Source organism: Pseudomonas sp. p21 (assembly GCF_001642705.1).
GTDB lineage: Bacteria > Pseudomonadota > Gammaproteobacteria > Pseudomonadales > Pseudomonadaceae > Aquipseudomonas.
In genome coordinates this window covers 181289-198402 of record NZ_LWBV01000003.1, presented here as the reverse complement: position 1 = coordinate 198402, position 17114 = coordinate 181289, and the positions used below count along the sequence as shown (strand labels likewise).

The following is a 17114-nucleotide window of genomic DNA, read 5'->3' as shown; positions in this document are numbered from 1 at the left end:
GATAGTCGAATGGCAGGCAGCAGAATCGATAGTGTAAACCTGTGCCGGCGCTTTCGCGGGCATGCCCGCTCCCACAGGCTCACCACAGCTCCAGAAAGCGGTGCTGTGCCTGTAGGAGCAGCCTTGAGCTGCGAAGAGGCCGGTGCAGGCTACCTCAAAGCCAGTAGGTCACCGCCCACCACCCCAGCCCACCCATCACTACGGTATAGGGCAAGGCCATCCACACCATCCGCCCATACGACAGCCGGATCAGCGGTGCAATCGCCGAAGTCAGCAGGAACAGGAACGCCGCCTGCCCATTCGGTGTCGCCACACTGGGCAGGTTGGTACCGGTGTTGATCGCCACCGCCAGCGTCTCGAAATGCTCACGGCTCATGCCGCCATTGAGGAACGCCTGCTTCACCTCGGTGATGTAGATAGTGGCGACGAATACGTTGTCGCTGATCGCCGACAGCAGGCCGTTGGCCAGGTACAGCATGCCCGGCTGCTGCTCGGCCGGCAGCGCCAGTACCCAGGCAATCAGCGGGCTGAACAGCTGCTGCTGATGAATCACCGCCACCACGGCGAAGAACACCACCAGCAACGCGGTGAACGGCATGGCGTCCTGGAAGGCACGGCCCAGGCGGTGTTCGTCAGTGATGCCGGTAAAGGCCGTGATCAGCACGATTACCATCAGGCCGATCAGGCCGACCTCGGCAACGTGCAGCCCCAGGCAGACGATCAGGATCAGTGCAGCGAACCCTTGCACCCACAGCGCGATGCGCTGGGCCGGGGTACGCGCAGCATCGTCCTCGGCGGCATAGGCGGACAGCACCTGGCGCACCGGTTCGGGCATCAGCGTGCCGTAACCGAACAGGCGCAGCTTCTCCAGCAGCACGCAGGTCAGCAGGCCGGCGCCCAGCACCGGCAGTGACACCGGCGCCACCTTCAGGAAGAAATCGGCAAAGTGCCAGCCCATCTCATGGCCGATCAGCAGGTTCTGTGGTTCGCCCACCAGCGTGCACACGCCCCCCAGGGCGGTACCTACCGCACCATGCATCAGCAGGCTACGCAGGAAGGCGCGGAACTGGTCGAGGTCTTCACGGTGCAACTGTGCGATCTGCTGGTCGCTGTCCAGCGCACTGTCTTCGCGCGGGTTGGCCCCGGAGGCGACGCGGTGGTAGACCGCATAGAAGCCGACCGCGGCGCTGATGATCACGGCGGTGACGGTCAGCGCATCGAGAAACGCCGAGAGGAACGCTGACAGCACGCAGAACAGCAACGCCAGGGTCGCCTTCGAACGCACCCCCAGCAAAATGCGCGAGAACAGGAACAACAGCAGTTCCTTCATGAAGTGGATGCCCGCCACCATGAACATCAGCAGCAGGATCACCGGGAAATTGTGCTGCAACTCTTCGTACAGGGCTTGCGGGGTGGTCATCTGCAACAGCAGGGCTTCGACCAACAGCAGGCCACCGGGCATCAGCGGGTAGCACTTCAGGGCCATGCCCAGGGTGAAGATGAATTCGAGCACCAGTGCCCAGCCGGCCGCGACCGGGCCGACGGTCATCAGCAGCAGCGGGTTGAGCACCAGGAACAGGCAAATGACTGCCTTGTACCAAAGCGGCGACTGGCCCAGAAAGCTGTGGGCCAGGGCGCCGGTCAGGGAGCGCGACATGAATTTGTATCCTTATGATTCGGCGATGGCGCACGGTGCCGGATCAGCGCGTCTTAGGCAAGGCGTACAGTCCCGTTTTTGGCACAAGTGCGGTCATCGGGCTGGGTTACCATCCGTGCCATGAACCCTTCACCCGCAGGAGTGCCGCCCGTGACCGAGTACAGCGCATTCAAGGTCGAACTGACCGACAGCATTGCCCACGTTCAGATCAATCGCCCGGAAAAGGTCAACGCGATGAACGCGGCCTTCTGGGAGGAGATCATCGACATCTTCCAGTGGGTCGACGACACCGACGCGGTGCGGGCGGTGGTGATCAGCGGTGCCGGCAAGCATTTTTCCGCCGGTATCGACCTGATGATGCTGGCTTCGCTGGCCGGGCAGATGGGCAAGGACGTGGGCCGTAATGCGCGCTTCCTGCGCAGCACCATCCTGCGCCTGCAGGCGTCCTTCAATGCCGTGGACAAGTGCCGCAAGCCAGTACTGGCCGCGGTGCAGGGTTACTGCATTGGCGGTGCCATCGACCTCATCTCGGCCTGCGACATGCGCTACTGCAGCAGCGACGCGCAGTTCTCAATCAAGGAAATCGACATGGGCATGGCCGCCGATGTCGGCACACTGCAACGTTTGCCTCGTATCATCGGTGACGGCATGATGCGTGAGCTGGCCTTCACCGGGCGCAATGTCGAGGCCGAAGAGGCGCTGCGCATTGGCCTGGTCAACCGGGTCTATGATGATCAGGCCGCGCTGATGGACGGGGTCTTTGCCATCGCCCGCGAGATTGCCGCAAAATCGCCGATCGCCGTGGCCGGCACCAAGGAAATGCTCAGCTACATGCGTGACCATCGCATTGACGATGGCCTGGAGTACATCGCCACCTGGAACGCCGCGATGCTGCAGTCCGAAGACCTGCGCGTGGCAGTGGCGGCGCACATGAGCAAACAGAAACCGACGTTCGCCGACTGATCAGGCCGGGGGACGCGCAGTAAAGGAACCCCCGACATGTCAGCACGCTGGACTACCGCAGTACTCGACCCGCAGATCACCGGGGGGCTGGCCGTGGCCCGCAGCCCGGAAGGGTTCCTGGTGGACGACAACGGCGCGCTGTTCCCCCGCGACTGGCTCAAGCGCCAGGACCTCGATGTGTTGTGCGAGCACGGCATTGGCCACTTCGACGGCCAGCCGGTGTTCCTGCTGGAGCTGCGCAGCGCCACCGACGTGCCCGGCTGTGCCTGGCGAGGGTTGCGCGCGTTCATGCTCGAAGGTGACTTCGACACCTACAAAGTGCTGGGCTATGCCGCGCAGATCGGTACCTGGGCTCGCGAGCACCGTTTCTGCGGCAGCTGCGGCCAGGCGATGACGCAGATTCGCTGGGAGCGGGCGATGTACTGCCAGCCCTGCGACCTGCGCAGCTACCCGCGTATTTCACCCAGCATGATCGTGCTGGTGACCCGTGGCGACGAAATCCTGCTGGCGCGCTCGCCGCGTTTCGTCACCGGGGTGTACAGCACTTTGGCAGGCTTCGCCGAACCGGGCGAGTCGGCCGAGGACTGCCTGGTGCGCGAAGTGCGTGAAGAAGTGGCGGTGGAGGTGCAGAACATCCAGTACGTCGGCAGCCAGTGCTGGCCGTTCCCGCATTCGATGATGCTGGGCTTCCATGCCGAGTATGCCGGCGGCGATATCGTCATGCAGCCGGACGAGATCGAGGACGCCAAGTGGTTCAGCGTCCACGACCTGCCGCCGCTGCCGGCCGGGCGTTCGATTGCCCGGTACCTGATCGACCTTTATGTAGCCAGACGCTTAGGCTTGCCCGAACCAGTGCTGCCACGCTAGGCGCACGGTCAATGCCAGCACCACGGTGATGAACACCGGGCGGATGAACTTGCTGCCGCCACTGATCGCCGTGCGTGCGCCGAAGAACGCGCCGACCATCACCGACAGGCCCATGCAGAGGCCGACGATGTAGTCCACCTGCCCGGAAATGATGAACACCGTCAGCGCTGCGATGTTGCTGACGAAGTTCATGCTGCGCGCTACGCCGCTGGCACGGACCAGGTCGATGGGGTAGAGCAGCAGGGTGCTGACCGTCCAGAACGCCCCGGTACCCGGGCCGGCCACGCCGTCATAGAAGCCCAGGGTGAAGCCTTGCGGTACTTGCCACTTTTTCCTGATCGGCGCATCGGCATCCAGCGGCGCCTTGGGCGTGCCGCCGAACAGCAGGTAGACGCCACAGGCGAAGACGATCACCGGCAGCATCTTGTTCAGCCATTCGGCTGGCATGTAGTGGGCGATGACCGCGCCGAGCAACGCCCCGGTCAAGGTGGCGAACAAGGCGGGGCGCCATTGTGCCGGGTGGAACAGCTTGCGCCTGTAGTAGGTGAAACCGGCGGTGGCCGAGCCGAAGGTGGAGCTGAGCTTGTTGGTGCCCAGTACCAGGTGCGGTGGCATGCCGGCGGTGAGTAGCGCCGGGGTGGTGAGCAGGCCGCCACCGCCGGCGATGGCATCGATGAAGCCGGCTACGAAGGCGACCAGGGCCAGGATCAGCAGGGTGAGGGGTTCTACGGTGAGTTCGAAGGGCATGGGGTTTTGGCAGGCAGGGGAGGCAAGGGGCGGCAAAGGGCCGCACTAGAAGCGTGACATGGTAATCCTGGGGGAGGTGTGTTGCCAGTGCTGGCCCCTTCGCGGGCACGCCCGCTCCCACAGGTTACCTACACAATTCAAGACCTGTGCAGTACCTGTAGGAGCGGGCGTGCCCGCGAAGAGGCCGGTACAGGCTGATCACATCAGCTACGGATAAACGCCAGCAAATCCGCGTTGATCACATCGGCATGGGTAGTCGGCATGCCATGCGGGTAGCCCTTGTAGGTCTTCAGCGTGCCATTGGGCAGCAGCTTGGCCGACAGCACCCCGGAGTTCTCATACGGCACGATCTGGTCGTCGTCGCCATGCATCACCAGCACCGGCTGCTGGATGCCCTTCAGGTCCTCGGTAAAGTCAGTCTGGGAAAACGCCACGATGCCGTCGTAATGGGCCTTGGCGCTGCCGATCATGCCCTGGCGCCACCAGTTGCCGATGATGCCTTCGCTGGCTTCGACACCGGGGCGGTTGTAGCCGTAGAACGGCCCTGCCGGCACATCCCGGTAGAACTGCGCGCGGTTGCTGGCGACCTGGGCCTGGAAGCCATCGAACACCGATTTGGGCAGGCCGCCCGGGTTGCCGGGGGTCTGCACCATCAGAGGGGGCACGGCGGCGATGAGCACTGCCTTGGCTACCTTGTCCCCGGGATGGCGGGCCATGTAGCGCACCACTTCGCCTCCGCCGGTCGAATGGCCGACATGCACGGCGCCCTGGATCCCCAGGTGGGCCACCACGGCGGCCACATCGTCGGCGTAGTGGTCCATGTCGTGGCCGTCCCATACCTGGCTGGAGCGGCCATGGCCGCGGCGGTCGTGGGCGACCACGCGGTAACCGTGGGCGAGGAAGAACAGCATCTGGGCGTCCCAGTCGTCGGCACTGAGCGGCCAGCCGTGGTGGAAGTGGATGACCGGCGCATCGCGCGGGCCCCAGTCCTTATAGAAGATCTGTACGCCGTCCTTCGTGGTTACATGACTCATGGTCGGGTCTCCTGTGTGCAGGAAGCGAAGTGAGCTATTGAGAATAGGAGGGATTTTGCTTGGCGCTGGAATTTGTGGTGACTGCACTGTAGCGGGCTTGCACCATGCTTCCGGCCTGCCCGGCCCCCTGTAGGCGCGACACAAGGCCGCTCCTACAGGGAGGTGCCAAGCAATCAGACGCGGTCGCGCATGCGGTACCAGGCCTTGGCGGCGGCTTCCAGCGGTGCCGCCAGCAGGTCGCCGCCGGGGAAGTGCCCGTTGTCGATGCCTTGGTACAGCGCCAGCAGGTCATCGTCGCCAAGAATGGCATCGCTCACGGCCCTGGCTGCGGCCAGGGTCGGCAGTACGCCATGGCCGGAGAAGCCCTGCAGCCAGTAGCGCTGGCCCTCGCGGCCGACGTCCGGGGTACGTTGGATGCTGCAATCGATATGGCCGCCCCAGGCGTAGTCGATGGCTACCCCGGCCAGCTGCGGGAAAACCCGCTCCAGGTAGGGGCGGGTGGCGCTGGCAACGTCCTTGGGAATGCCACCCAGGTAGGTGCAGCCGCCGCCGAACAACAGGCGATGGTCCGGGGTGAGGCGGAAGTAGTCGGGCACGAACTGGTTATCGATCACGCAGCTATTGCGCGGCAGCAGCGAGCGGGCAAAGTCGGCGTCCAGTGGCGCGGTGGCCACCTGGTAGGAGCCGACGGGCAGCAGGCGGCGTGACAGGCTGCGGTCGAGGCGGTCGATGTAGGCGTTGCAGGCCAGTACCAACACGTCGCTGCGCACTTCGCCACGCTCGGTGCGGGCGATGTAGCCGCTGCCGGTCTGTTGATAGTCGAGCACCTGGCTTTGTTCGAAGATACGCCCGCCGGCAGCTTCGATGGTATTGGCCAGGCCCTGGGCCAGCTTCAGCGGATTGAGGTGGGCGCCTTTGGCGTCATATAGCGCAGCCTGGTAGCGCGGGCTGTCGATCCATTGGGGCAGCTCGTCACGGCCTATCAGGCGCAGGGCGTCGTAGCCCCATTTGTGTTCGGCCTCGCGCAGGGCTTCTTCCAGCAGCTTCACCCGGCGCGGCAGCACGGCAGTCCACAGGCTGCCCAGCCGGTAGTCAATGTCGAAGCCATGGCGCATGGGGAGTTCGCGCATTTCGTCGGCGGCCCAGCACATGCTGGCCCACAGGCGTCGGGTGCGTTCGCCCCCCAGGGCCTTTTCCAGCGGCGGCATGTCGCACGACCAGCCGAGCAGTGCCTGGCCGCCGTTGCGACCGGACGCGGCCCAGGCCACGCGGCTGGCTTCCAGCAGCGTTACGCGTTTGCCGGCCTGGGTCAGGCGCAGGGCGGTGTGCAGGCCGCTGAAACCGGCACCAATGATCAGCACATCGGTGTCGTGGTTGCCTTGCAGGGTGGGGCGCAGGGGAATGCTGGTGGGGTAGGTCTGGGCGTAGTAGCTGGCGACGTGCTGGGCGGATTGTTTGAACATGCAGGGGTCTCATGAAATTTATTTTGATTATTTTCATGAAAATTTAGCAGGTAAATTTCATGGCGCCAATGCATTGGCCGCCTTTGTGGTTTACCTGGGGTTGTTGTGTTGCCTGTCCTGGCCCTTTCGCGGGTAAACCCGCTCCCACAGAGTCATCACAGGTCTTGAGGTCGGCGCTGTTCCTGTGGGAGCGGGTTTACCCGCGAAGGGGCCTGACCTGGGAGGGCAAAATCTTCAGGTTGTCGCCTTTTTTCGAGGCTGCCTTGGTTTGCCTGCGGCCGCTTTTCCTTTCCCGCCGCCCCTGCGCTTCTTCTTCCACGGCGGCGCCGCCCCGGCCGCCGGCCCGCTGATGGTCATGCGCATACCGCTGCACCGCTCCACCAGCTTGCCCATCCACGCCGACTGCCGGGCGACGAACTCTTCCAGCGTCATCTCGCCACTCTGCACCATGTCCAGCGCCTGCTCCCAGATTGCCGTGGTGCCCGGGTCGGCAATGGCGCGCGGTACGGCATCGATCAGGCTGAAGGCCGCAGGTGTGGCGGACAGGGCCTTGCCGTTCTTGACCAGGTAACCACGGTCAAGCAGGCCCTGGATGATGCTGGCGCGGGTGGCTTCGGTGCCGATGCCGGTGGTTTCCTTGAGCTTCTGCTTCAGTCGTGGGTCATCCACCAGCTTGGCGACGTTCTTCATCGCCTTGATCAGGTCGCCTTCGGTAAACGGCTTGGGTGGCTGAGTCCACAGGTCTTTCAGTTGCAGGCCCTGCACGCTGCAGTCCTGGCCTTCGTGCAGCGCGGGCAGTACCTGGGCCGGTGGTGCCTCGCGGCCCTTGGCCGGGGTCAGCGCTTCGGGCAGCGCACGGCGCCAGCCCGGCTCGACGATCTGCTTGCCCACCGCACGCAAGGCATGCCCGGCGCAGTCGAAGTCGGCCTGGGTGCGGTCGTACTCGTGGTTGGGCAGGAACTGCGCCAGGTAGCGGGCGCGGATCAGGGTGTACACCGCCTTGTGCTTGGCCGGCAGGCGCGACGGGTCGCTGGCGGCGGCAGTGGGGATGATGCCGTGGTGGGCACTGACCTTGGCGTCGTTCCACGCCCGTGAACGGCGCTGCGGCTCCAGGTAGGGCTGCAGCGGCGCCAGGCTGGCATCGGCACGTTGCAAGGCAGCGAGGATGGCGGGCGCTTCGGCGTGCTGGCTTTGCGGCAGGTAGCCGCAGTCGCTGCGCGGGTAGGTGATCAGCTTGTGGGTTTCGTACAGGGCCTGGGCGATGTCGAGGGTTTCCTGGGCGCCGAGGCCGAACTTTTTCGAGCACAGCTCCTGCAGCGTGCCCAGATCGAAGGGCAGGGGGGCCGCCTCACGCACGCGCTCGGTGGTCACCTTGATGGCCCGGGCAATACCCGCATTGCCGATGTCGGCGGCCGCCCGCTGCGCCAGGGCCTGGTTCAGGCAGCGGCCCTGGTCATCGCAGGCGCCCTCGGGGGCGCGCCACTGGGCGTTGAAGGCAAAGCCTGCGTGTTCGAGTTGCACGTCAAGGGCCCAGAACGGCACCGGCACGAAGTCGGCGATGCTGCGGTCGCGGTCGACCACCAGGCGCAAGGTGGGCGTTTGCACCCGGCCCACCGGCAGCACGCCCTGGTAGCCGGACTGCCGGCCCAGCAGGGTGAACAGCCGGCTCATGTTCATGCCGATCAGCCAGTCGGCGCGGGAGCGGCCCAGCGCCGAGTGGTACAGGTTGAAGGTTTCGTGGCCCGGCAGCAGGCGTGCCAGGGCCTTGCGGATGGAGGCGTCGTCCAGTGCCGACAGCCACAGGCGCTGCACCGGGCCACGGTAGCGACAATGCTCGACCAGTTCGCGGGCGATCATTTCGCCTTCGCGGTCGGCGTCGGTGGCGATCACCAATTCGCGCGCTTCGCCGAGCAGGCGCTTGACCGCCTTGAACTGGCTGGCGGTCTTGGGCTTGACCAGCATCTTCCACTTTTCCGGGATGATCGGCAGGTCGGCCAGGTTCCAGCGCTTGTAGCGTTCGTCGTAGCTGTCGGGCGGGGCGGTTTCCAGCAGGTGGCCGATGCACCAGGTCACGCAGACGTCGGTGCCTTGCCAGCAGCCATCGCCCTTGCGGTTGGCGCCGAGCACTTTGGCGATGTCTTTTGCCTGGGAGGGTTTTTCGCAGAGGAACAGGCGCATGGCCGGGGACGCTTCATCGGGGGTGATAGGCGATAGGATGCGCAAGCGAGGGCGCGGAGGCAAGTTTTATCTGGATGGATGTACAGGTTTTTGTCAGGGAAGATGTATTTTGCTGTGCCGGCCTCTTCGCGGGCTTGCCCGCTCCCACAGGTATTGCACAGCATTCAATATCTGTGGGGTCCTTGTGGGAGCGGGCAAGCCCGCGAAGAGGCCGGTACAGGGATCAGGCGCGCGAGTCGCGCACCATGTCCACGTGCGGGATGCCGGCTTCGAGGAACTCCTCGCTGACTACGCGAAAGCCCAGCCGCTCGTAGAACGGCGTGGCGTGCACCTGGGCGCTGAGCATCTGCTGCTTCAGGTCGCGGTTCTGTGCTTCGACAATCACCGCGTTCATCAGCGCGTCACCCACCTTAAGCCCGCGCCAGTCCTTCAGCACCGAGACCCGGCCGATGGTGCCGTCAGGCAGCAGGCGGGCGGTGCCGATCGGGTAGTCGCCTTCCAGGGCCAGGAAGTGCGCGGCGGTCGGGTCGTCCGAGTCCCACTCCAGCTCCGGCGGCACGTGCTGTTCGGCAATGAACACCGCTTCGCGGATGCGGCGGATGTCGGCGTTGTCCTTGTGCCAGTCGGCAAGGCGCACACGAATCTTATTCATTGGCGAATCCCAGGCTTCCTTGTTTGACCAGCTGCTGTACCAGCATAAGGCCATCTTCATCCTGCAGCCATTCGCCCAGGTTATCGATGTGCAGGGCGTCGGCCGCGCAAACCAGCTTCAGCAGCTCGCGCAGTTTGCCCGGCAGCGGGCAGCTGCGGCCGCTGGCGAACAGCAGCAGGTCTTCTTCGAATTCCGACCAGGCCAGGCGCGCGCTCGGGTTGCGGATCAGGATGGCGCCCTGTTCCAGGGCGTCGATCAGCTCTTCCTCGGACAGCTCCTCACCGACGATCTGCTCGGGGTAGCGCGGCTCGGTCATGAACTGGCCGAACCAGGTCAGCAGCAGGTCCTTGTCGCCCATGTGCTTGTCGAGCAGCGCCTTCAGGCGGTCGAGGGCGTCGTGCTGGATCTGGTGCGGGTCGCTGACCGGCTGGGCGTCGGCGTCGCTGTAGCGTTCTTCGTCGGGCAGGAACTGGCCGAGGAAATCGGTGAAGTGGGTCAGCACTTCGGCGGCGCTTGGCGCGCGGAAGCCGACCGAGTAGGTCAGGCAGTCGTCCACGGCCACGCCGTAGTGGGCCAGGCGCGGTGGCAGGTAGAGCATGTCGCCCGGCTCCAGGGTCCACTCATCGCTCTGCTCGAATTCGGCGAGGATGCGCAGGTCGGCGTGCTCCAGCAGCGAGCTGTCGCTACTGCACATCTGGCCGATTTTCCAGTTGCGCTGGCCGTGGCCCTGCAGCAGGAACACGTCGTAGTTGTCGAAGTGCGGGCCAACGCTGCCACCGGGGGCGGCGAAGCTGATCATCACGTCATCGATGCGCCAGCTAGGCAGGAAACGGAAGTTTTCCAGCAGTTCGGCCACTTCCGGGACGAACTGGTCGACGGCCTGCACCAGCAGGGTCCAGTCCTTTTCCGGCAACTCGGCGAAGGTCTCTTCGGTGAACGGGCCGCGACGAAGCTCCCACGGGTGCGCGCCGTGCTCGAGCACGATACGCGACTCTACTTCCTCTTCCAGAGCCAGGCCGGCCAGCTCGTCGGGGTCGATCGGGCTGATGAAGTCCGGGAAGGCCTGGCGCACCAGCAGCGGCTTCTTCTGCCAGTAGTCGCGCATGAATTCGCGGGCCGAGATGCCGCCGAGCAGCTGCAGTGGAGTATCAGGATTCATGTTCAACCTATTGAAAAAATGTAATTTTCGTCCGGGAATAAAAACGCCCGGCCAGGCCGGGCGTTGAACGCGACGGTCAGCTTAGATGCGTTTGGCCTGTGCTGCCGCGTTGCCGATGTAGGTAGCAGGGGTCAGCTGCTTGAGCTCGGCCTTGGCGTCGGCTGGCATGTCCAGGCCGTCGATGAAGGTCAGCAGCGCTTCCGGAGTAATGCCCTTGCCACGGGTCAGCTCTTTGAGCTTCTCGTAGGGGTTTTCGATGTTGAAGCGGCGCATCACGGTCTGGATCGGCTCGGCCAGCACTTCCCAGCAGGCGTCCAGGTCGGCGGCGATGCGGGCTTCGTTGACTTCCAGCTTGCCGATGCCTTTCAGGCTGGCTTCGTAGGCGATGACGCTGTGGGCAAAGCCCACGCCCAGGTTGCGCAGCACGGTGGAGTCGGTCAGGTCACGCTGCCAGCGCGAGATCGGCAGCTTGCTGGCCAGGTGCTGGAACAGCGCGTTGGCGATACCCAGGTTGCCTTCGGAGTTTTCGAAGTCGATCGGGTTGACCTTGTGCGGCATGGTCGACGAACCGATTTCGCCGGCAACGGTCTTCTGCTTGAAGTAGCCCAGCGAGATGTAGCCCCATACATCGCGATCAAAGTCGATCAGGATGGTGTTGAAGCGGGCGATGGCGTCGAACAGCTCGGCGATGTAGTCGTGCGGCTCGATCTGGGTGGTGTAGGGGTTGAACTGCAGGCCCAGCTCGTCTTCGATGAAGGCGCGGGCGTTCTGCTCCCAGTCGATCTGCGAGTAGGCCGACAGGTGGGCGTTGTAGTTGCCCACGGCGCCGTTGATCTTGCCCAGCAGCGGCACGGCGGCAACCTGGGCGATCTGGCGCTCCAGGCGGTACACGACGTTGGCCAACTCTTTACCCAGGGTAGTCGGCGAAGCCGGCTGGCCGTGGGTGCGCGACAGCATCGGCACGTCGGCGTGGGCGTGGGCCAGGGCGCGGATGGCATCGGCGATCTGGCGCATCAGCGGCAGCAGCACTTCGTCACGGCCGGCGCGCAGCATCAGGGCGTGGGACAGGTTGTTGATGTCCTCGCTGGTGCAGGCGAAGTGGATGAACTCGCTGACCTTGGCCAGCTCAGGCAGCTTGGCAGCCTGCTCCTTCAGGAGGTATTCGATCGCCTTGACGTCGTGGTTGGTGGTGCGCTCGATTTCCTTGACGCGTTCGGCGTGCTCGAGCTTGAAGTCGGTGGCCAGGCTGTCCAGCAGGGCGTTGGCTTCGGCGGAGAATGCCGGCACTTCGCCGATCTGCGGGTGGGCGGCCAGGCGCTGCAGCCAGCGCACTTCGACCAGGGCGCGGAAACGGATCAGGCCGAATTCGCTGAAAATAGGGCGCAAGGCCTGGGTTTTGCCGGCATAACGGCCGTCTACAGGGGAAACCGCAGTGAGCGAAGAGAGCTGCATGGGGTGTTCTCGGACAGTCAGGCTTTTGGAAGGGCGCATATCATACATGAAAAATGCGCTCAGGTCGGGTGGCTGACCAAAGGTCGGGCCTATAAAAATATGTCACAGGCTCTGTGTAGGAGCAGCCTTGTGCTGCGAATGGGCTGCGCAGCAGCCCTGGCAATCTGTGCAAGAGCCCAAATCCAGGGGCTGCTGCGCAGCCCATTCGCAGCACAAGGCTGCTCCTACATTGGGTTCGGCGTCGCTTTTTCAGGAAGGCGAACGCATCATGTCGTACAGTTCGTTCAGCAGCTTGCGCCGGCTGAACACCAGCTGCCAGCGGTGCCCGCCCAGCTGCCGCCACAGGCGCGCGGCGCGGATGCCGGCCAACAGCAGGGCGCGGATCTTCGAGGCGTTGCTGGCCTGCTGCAGGAAGCGCATGTCGCCATGCACCTGGATGCGCTGGCGCAAGGTGCTCAGGGTGTCCTGGTACAAGGCTCCACTGGAAGCGATGACGTTTTCGTGAACCAGGCCGAAATGCTCGGCCTGGGACTGGATTTGCGGCAGGCGATTGCCGATGGTGTCGAGCAGGTCGCCGCGCTTGTTCAGCTGGCGCTCCAGACCCAGCATCGAAAGGGCGTAGCGCAGCGGCTCGCGCTGCAGGCTGCTGGGGTCGCGCTCCAGCGCGCCGACCAGCGCGCGGTAGCCGTCGCGCAGGTTCAGGTCGTCACCGCCAAACACCTCCAGGGTGTCCTTGGGGTCACGAACCAGCAGGCTACCCAGCATGCAGCCGATGTTGGCCTCGCTGGCCTGGCCGGTGCGGGCGATGCGGTCGACCAATACCGCGGCCTGGAACACCCCGCCCAATGCAATCAGCTGCTCCTGCAGGTTGCTCATGCGCGCGGGCTCCAGGGCTCGGCGGCTTCGATCACGCCGCCACCCAGGCACACTTCGCCGTCGTAGAACACCACCGATTGGCCCGGGGTAACGGCGCGCTGTGGCTCGTCGAAGACCGCGCGGTAACCGCTTTCGGTCAGCGCCAGGGTGCACTGTTGGTCGCTCTGGCGGTAGCGTACCTTGGCGGTCAGCTGGCGCGGGCTGCTGAGGTCGACGGGGTTGACCCAGAAAATTTCCGAAGCCAGCAGGGCGCGGGAGAACAACCATGGGTGTTCGTTGCCCTGGCCGACCACCAGCACGTTGCGGGTCAGGTCCTTGTGCAGCACGTACCACGGCTCGTCGCCGGCGTCCTTCAGGCCGCCAATGCCCAGGCCCTGGCGCTGGCCGATGGTGTGGTACATCAGGCCGTGGTGGCGGCCGATCACTTCACCGTCGGTGGTTTCGATGTCGCCAGGCTGTGCCGGCAGGTACTGCTTGAGGAAGTCGCTGAAGCGGCGCTCGCCGATGAAGCAGATGCCGGTGGAGTCCTTCTTCTTGGCGGTGGCCAGGCCGTGCTTTTCGGCAATGGCGCGGACTTCGGGCTTTTCCAGCTCGCCGACCGGGAACAGGGTGCGGGCAATTTCCTTGCCGCCGACGGCGTGCAGGAAGTAGCTCTGGTCCTTGTTCGGGTCCAGACCCTTGAGCAGTTCGGTGAGTTCACCGGTGTCGCGGCGGCGTACGTAGTGGCCGGTGGCGATCAGGTCGGCACCCAGTGACAGGGCGTAGTCGAGGAACGCCTTGAACTTGATTTCGCGGTTGCAGAGGATGTCCGGGTTGGGCGTACGGCCGGCCTTGTACTCTTCGAGGAAATGCTCGAACACGTTGTCCCAGTATTCGGCGGCGAAGTTGGCGGTGTGCAGCTTGATACCGATGCGGTCGCACACGGCCTGGGCGTCGGCCAGGTCTTCACGGGCGGTGCAGTATTCGGTGCCGTCGTCTTCTTCCCAGTTCTTCATGAACAGCCCTTCCACCTGGTAGCCCTGCTCCATGAGCAGAAGGGCGGAGACGGAAGAGTCCACGCCGCCGGACATGCCGACGATGACGCGGGTCTTGGCGGGGTCTTTGAGTGCTGGGCTGGTCATGGTTACCGGTGTGTATCAAGGGGGAAAAACGCCGATTCTATCAAACCTGTAGCGGCGCGTCAGTCGCGCAGCAGGTCGAGGCTGTGCAAGGGGCCTTTGAGGTAGTCGTCGAGGCAGCGTGGCACCAGCTCGCTGCGCCAGCGGGCGGGGTCGGCCAGCAGTTCGTCGCGGGTCAGCCACACGGCGCGGACAATATCGCTGTCCAACGCCAGGTCGGCATGATGGCGTACAGGGCGGGCGGCGAAGCAGATGCGCTGGTAGGTCACGCCGTTGCTTGGGGCGGTGTACAGGTAGATGCCGACCACGCCGGTGAGTTGGACTTCCCAGGCGGTTTCTTCGAGGGTTTCGCGCAGGGCGGCCTGGGGCAGGGTCTCGTTGGGTTCGAGGTGGCCGGCGGGTTGGTTGAAGACGTGTTGGCCTGCCTTGAATTCTTCGACGAAGAGGAACTTGCCTTCGTGTTCGACGATGGTGGCGACGGTGATGTGCGGTTGCCAGGTCATGAACAGCTCCTTAGAGGCCTGCACAGCCCTTGTGGGAGCGGGTTTGCCCGCGAATGCGTCAGTGGATTCGCCATCGCATTCGCGGGTAAACCCGCTCCCACAGGGTCCGCGCTGGCGGCCAGAAATCGTTTATCCAGAAAGCACAAACCCCGGTGCGTGGCCGGGGTTTGTGCTGTTACTTCAAGCGAACCTTACAGGGCGGCAATGGCGCTGTTCAGGGTCTGGCTTGGGCGCATCACCTTGGCGGTCAGCTCGGCATCCGGGGCGTAGTAGCCACCGATGTCGGCCGGCTTGCCCTGGACGGCGTTGAGCTCGGCGACGATGGTCTCCTCGTTCTCGGTCAGGGTCTTGGCCAGTGGCGCGAAGCGTGCCTGCAGGGCAGCGTCGTCGTTTTGCGCAGCCAGGGCCTGGGCCCAGTACAGGGTCAGGTAGAAGTGGCTGCCACGGTTGTCGATACCACCGACTTTGCGCGACGGCGACTTGTTGGTGTCGAGGAACTTGCCAGTGGCCTGGTCCAGGGTGTTGGCCAGCACTTTGGCGCGCGGGTTGTCGTAGGTGTTGCCCAGGTGCTCCAGGGAGGCGGCCAGGGCCAGGAATTCACCCAGCGAGTCCCAACGCAGGAAGTTCTCTTCCACCAGCTGCTGCACGTGCTTCGGTGCCGAACCGCCGGCGCCGGTTTCGAACAGGCCGCCGCCGCTCATCAGCGGTACGATCGACAGCATCTTGGCGCTGGTGCCCAGCTCCATGATCGGGAACAGGTCGGTCAGGTAGTCACGCAGCACGTTGCCGGTCACCGAGATGGTGTCCTTGCCTTCGCGGATGCGGGCCAGGGAGAACTTGATGGCGTCGACCGGTGCCAGGATGCGGATGTCCAGGCCACTGGTGTCGTGATCCTTCAGGTACTTCTGCACCTTCTCGATCATCACGCCGTCGTGGGCGCGGGCCGGGTCCAGCCAGAACACTGCCGGCGTGTTGCTCAGGCGGGCACGGTTGACGGCCAGCTTGACCCAGTCCTGGATCGGCGCGTCCTTGACCTGGCACATGCGGAAGATGTCACCGGCTTCGACGTTCTGCTCGAGAACGACCTTGCCTTTGCTGTCGACCACGCGCACGACGCCGTCGGCCTTGATCTGGAAGGTCTTGTCGTGGGAGCCGTATTCTTCGGCCTTCTGTGCCATCAGGCCAACGTTCGGCACGCTGCCCATGGTGGTCGGGTCGAAGGCACCGTTGGCCTTGCAGTCTTCGATGGTGGCCTGGTAGATGCCGGCGTAGCAGCGGTCCGGGATGATCGCCTTGGCATCTTGCAGTTCGCCCGCGGCGTTCCACATCTTGCCCGAGTCACGGATCATGGCCGGCATCGAGGCGTCGACGATGACGTCGCTCGGCACGTGCAGGTTGGTGATGCCTTTGTCGGAGTTGACCATGGCCAGGGCCGGGCGCTGGGCGTACAGGGCCTGGATGTCGGCTTCGATCTCGGCCTGCTTCTCGGCTGGCAGGTCCTTGATGCGGGCGTACAGGTCGCCGATACCGTTGTTGGCGTTGAAGCCTACTTCAGCCAGGGCGGCGGCGTGCTTGGCCAGCACGTCGTTGTAGAACTCTTCGACGATGACGCCGAACATGATCGGGTCGGAGACCTTCATCATGGTGGCTTTCAGGTGCACCGACAGCAGCACGCCGGAGGCCTTGGCATCGGCGATCTGCCCGGCGATGAAGGCTTTCAGGGCCTTGCGGCTCATGGTGGCGCAGTCGATGACTTCGGCGGCTTTTACTGCGGTCTTTTCTTTCAGCACGGTGGTGCTGCCGTCTTTGCCGACCAGTTCGATGCGCAGGCTGTCGTCAGCTTCGATCAGTGCGGCTTTCTCGCTGCCGTAGAAGTCGCCCTGGGTCATGTGGGCAACGTGCGACTTGGAGTCGGCAGCCCAGGCGCCCATCTTGTGCGGGTGCTTGCGGGCGTAGTTCTTGACCGACAGCGGCGCGCGGCGGTCAGAGTTGCCTTCGCGCAGCACCGGGTTCACGGCGGAACCCTTGATGCGGTCGTAGCGGGCGCGGGATTCTTTCTCTTGCGCGGTGGCCGGCTCGTCGGCGTAGTCAGGGATGTTGAAGCCCTTGCCTTGCAGTTCCTTGATCGCGGCTTTCAGCTGCGGTACCGAGGCGCTGATGTTCGGCAGCTTGATGATGTTGGCTTCAGGGGTGGTAGCCAGCTGGCCCAGTTCCGCCAGGTGATCGCCTACTTGCTTCTCTGCGCCCAGTTGCTCCGGGAAGGCGGCGAGGATGCGGCCAGCCAGGGAGATGTCGCGGGTTTCGACGGCGATGTCAGCCGAAGCGGTGAAGGCTTCGATGATCGGCAGCAGCGAGTAAGTGGCGAGTGCGGGGGCTTCGTCGGTGAAGGTATAGATGATCTTGGAACGGGTGGGCATGCGGGTTAACTCTCTGTGTGCTGAGCGT

At 64.4% G+C, this 17114-nt stretch carries 14 protein-coding genes; 2 read left to right on the top strand and 12 right to left on the bottom strand.

Annotated elements, in window-relative coordinates:
* Nucleotides 1-154: 154 nt before the first annotated feature.
* Nucleotides 155-1657 carry a sodium/proton antiporter NhaB gene (gene nhaB / locus A4C63_RS10435; RefSeq protein WP_063912598.1) on the bottom strand — a complete coding sequence of 501 codons (1503 nt, stop codon included), beginning with the start codon at nt 1655-1657 and terminating at the stop codon, nt 155-157.
* A 150-nt stretch (nt 1658-1807) separates the two neighbouring features.
* Here nhaB and A4C63_RS10430 point away from each other — a divergent pair, with 150 nt between their 5' ends.
* Both A4C63_RS10430 and nudC read left to right on the top strand, forming a co-directional pair.
* Entirely contained in the window at nt 1808-2620 is an 813-nt protein-coding gene (locus A4C63_RS10430; protein WP_063912597.1) for a crotonase/enoyl-CoA hydratase family protein, read from the top strand.
* 36 nt (nt 2621-2656) lie between these two features.
* Entirely contained in the window at nt 2657-3487 is an 831-nt protein-coding gene (gene nudC / locus A4C63_RS10425) for an NAD(+) diphosphatase (protein ID WP_063912596.1), read from the top strand.
* On the opposite strand, the gene A4C63_RS10420 is transcribed toward nudC, so the two are convergent.
* The 11 genes from A4C63_RS10420 to A4C63_RS10370 form a co-directional block, all read right to left on the bottom strand.
* Entirely contained in the window at nt 3455-4234 is a 780-nt protein-coding gene (locus A4C63_RS10420; protein ID WP_063912595.1) for a TSUP family transporter, read from the bottom strand. The genes nudC and A4C63_RS10420 overlap by 33 nt on opposite strands.
* A 203-nt stretch (nt 4235-4437) precedes the next feature.
* Nucleotides 4438-5268, bottom strand: coding sequence for an alpha/beta fold hydrolase (locus A4C63_RS10415; RefSeq protein WP_063912594.1), 831 nt, complete (start codon nt 5266-5268; stop codon nt 4438-4440).
* A gap of 173 nt (nt 5269-5441) precedes the next feature.
* Nucleotides 5442-6731, bottom strand: a complete 1290-nt coding sequence (locus A4C63_RS10410) for an FAD-binding oxidoreductase (RefSeq protein WP_063912593.1) — start codon at nt 6729-6731, stop codon at nt 5442-5444.
* 234 nt (nt 6732-6965) lie between these two features.
* Nucleotides 6966-8909: a DNA topoisomerase III gene (locus A4C63_RS10405; protein ID WP_063912592.1), complete on the bottom strand. Its 1944-nt coding sequence runs from the start codon at nt 8907-8909 to the stop codon at nt 6966-6968.
* A 223-nt stretch (nt 8910-9132) separates the two neighbouring features.
* Nucleotides 9133-9561, bottom strand: a complete 429-nt coding sequence (locus tag A4C63_RS10400; RefSeq protein ID WP_003258855.1) for a GNAT family N-acetyltransferase — start codon at nt 9559-9561, stop codon at nt 9133-9135.
* Nucleotides 9554-10720, bottom strand: a complete 1167-nt coding sequence (locus A4C63_RS10395; RefSeq protein ID WP_063912591.1) for a cupin domain-containing protein — start codon at nt 10718-10720, stop codon at nt 9554-9556. Before A4C63_RS10395 ends, A4C63_RS10400 begins: the two co-directional genes overlap by 8 nt.
* An 81-nt stretch (nt 10721-10801) precedes the next feature.
* Nucleotides 10802-12172 carry an adenylosuccinate lyase gene (gene purB, locus A4C63_RS10390; protein WP_063912590.1) on the bottom strand — a complete coding sequence of 457 codons (1371 nt, stop codon included), beginning with the start codon at nt 12170-12172 and terminating at the stop codon, nt 10802-10804.
* 249 nt (nt 12173-12421) lie between these two features.
* Nucleotides 12422-13048, bottom strand: a complete 627-nt coding sequence (hflD, locus tag A4C63_RS10385; RefSeq protein WP_015270973.1) for a high frequency lysogenization protein HflD — start codon at nt 13046-13048, stop codon at nt 12422-12424.
* Complete coding sequence (mnmA, locus tag A4C63_RS10380) at nt 13045-14169, bottom strand: tRNA 2-thiouridine(34) synthase MnmA (protein WP_063912589.1); 1125 nt, start codon at nt 14167-14169, stop codon at nt 13045-13047. Before mnmA ends, hflD begins: the two co-directional genes overlap by 4 nt.
* 59 nt (nt 14170-14228) lie before the next feature.
* Nucleotides 14229-14669 carry an NUDIX hydrolase gene (locus tag A4C63_RS10375; RefSeq protein ID WP_063912588.1) on the bottom strand — a complete coding sequence of 147 codons (441 nt, stop codon included), beginning with the start codon at nt 14667-14669 and terminating at the stop codon, nt 14229-14231.
* 191 nt (nt 14670-14860) lie between these two features.
* The gene (locus tag A4C63_RS10370; protein ID WP_063912587.1) at nt 14861-17086 is read right to left on the bottom strand and encodes an NADP-dependent isocitrate dehydrogenase; all 2226 of its coding nucleotides are present in this window, start codon (nt 17084-17086) and stop codon (nt 14861-14863) included.
* Nucleotides 17087-17114 lie beyond the last annotated feature (28 nt).

Excerpts from the sequence above, each read along its gene's own strand:
- A4C63_RS10370 (WP_063912587.1), bottom strand. The coding sequence starts at position 17,086 with ATGCCCACCCGTTCCAAGATCATCTATACCTTCACCGACGAAGCCCCC.
- A4C63_RS10410 (WP_063912593.1), bottom strand. The coding sequence starts at position 6,731 with ATGTTCAAACAATCCGCCCAGCACGTCGCCAGCTACTACGCCCAGACC.
- A4C63_RS10395 (WP_063912591.1), bottom strand. The coding sequence starts at position 10,720 with ATGAATCCTGATACTCCACTGCAGCTGCTCGGCGGCATCTCGGCCCGC.
- A4C63_RS10415 (WP_063912594.1), bottom strand. The coding sequence starts at position 5,268 with ATGAGTCATGTAACCACGAAGGACGGCGTACAGATCTTCTATAAGGAC.
- nudC (WP_063912596.1), top strand. The coding sequence starts at position 2,657 with ATGTCAGCACGCTGGACTACCGCAGTACTCGACCCGCAGATCACCGGG.
- A4C63_RS10405 (WP_063912592.1), bottom strand. The coding sequence starts at position 8,909 with ATGCGCCTGTTCCTCTGCGAAAAACCCTCCCAGGCAAAAGACATCGCC.
- hflD (WP_015270973.1), bottom strand. The coding sequence starts at position 13,048 with ATGAGCAACCTGCAGGAGCAGCTGATTGCATTGGGCGGGGTGTTCCAG.
- nhaB (WP_063912598.1), bottom strand. The coding sequence starts at position 1,657 with ATGTCGCGCTCCCTGACCGGCGCCCTGGCCCACAGCTTTCTGGGCCAG.
- A4C63_RS10420 (WP_063912595.1), bottom strand. The coding sequence starts at position 4,234 with ATGCCCTTCGAACTCACCGTAGAACCCCTCACCCTGCTGATCCTGGCC.
- A4C63_RS10400 (WP_003258855.1), bottom strand. The coding sequence starts at position 9,561 with ATGAATAAGATTCGTGTGCGCCTTGCCGACTGGCACAAGGACAACGCC.
- purB (WP_063912590.1), bottom strand. The coding sequence starts at position 12,172 with ATGCAGCTCTCTTCGCTCACTGCGGTTTCCCCTGTAGACGGCCGTTAT.
- mnmA (WP_063912589.1), bottom strand. The coding sequence starts at position 14,169 with ATGACCAGCCCAGCACTCAAAGACCCCGCCAAGACCCGCGTCATCGTC.
- A4C63_RS10375 (WP_063912588.1), bottom strand. The coding sequence starts at position 14,669 with ATGACCTGGCAACCGCACATCACCGTCGCCACCATCGTCGAACACGAA.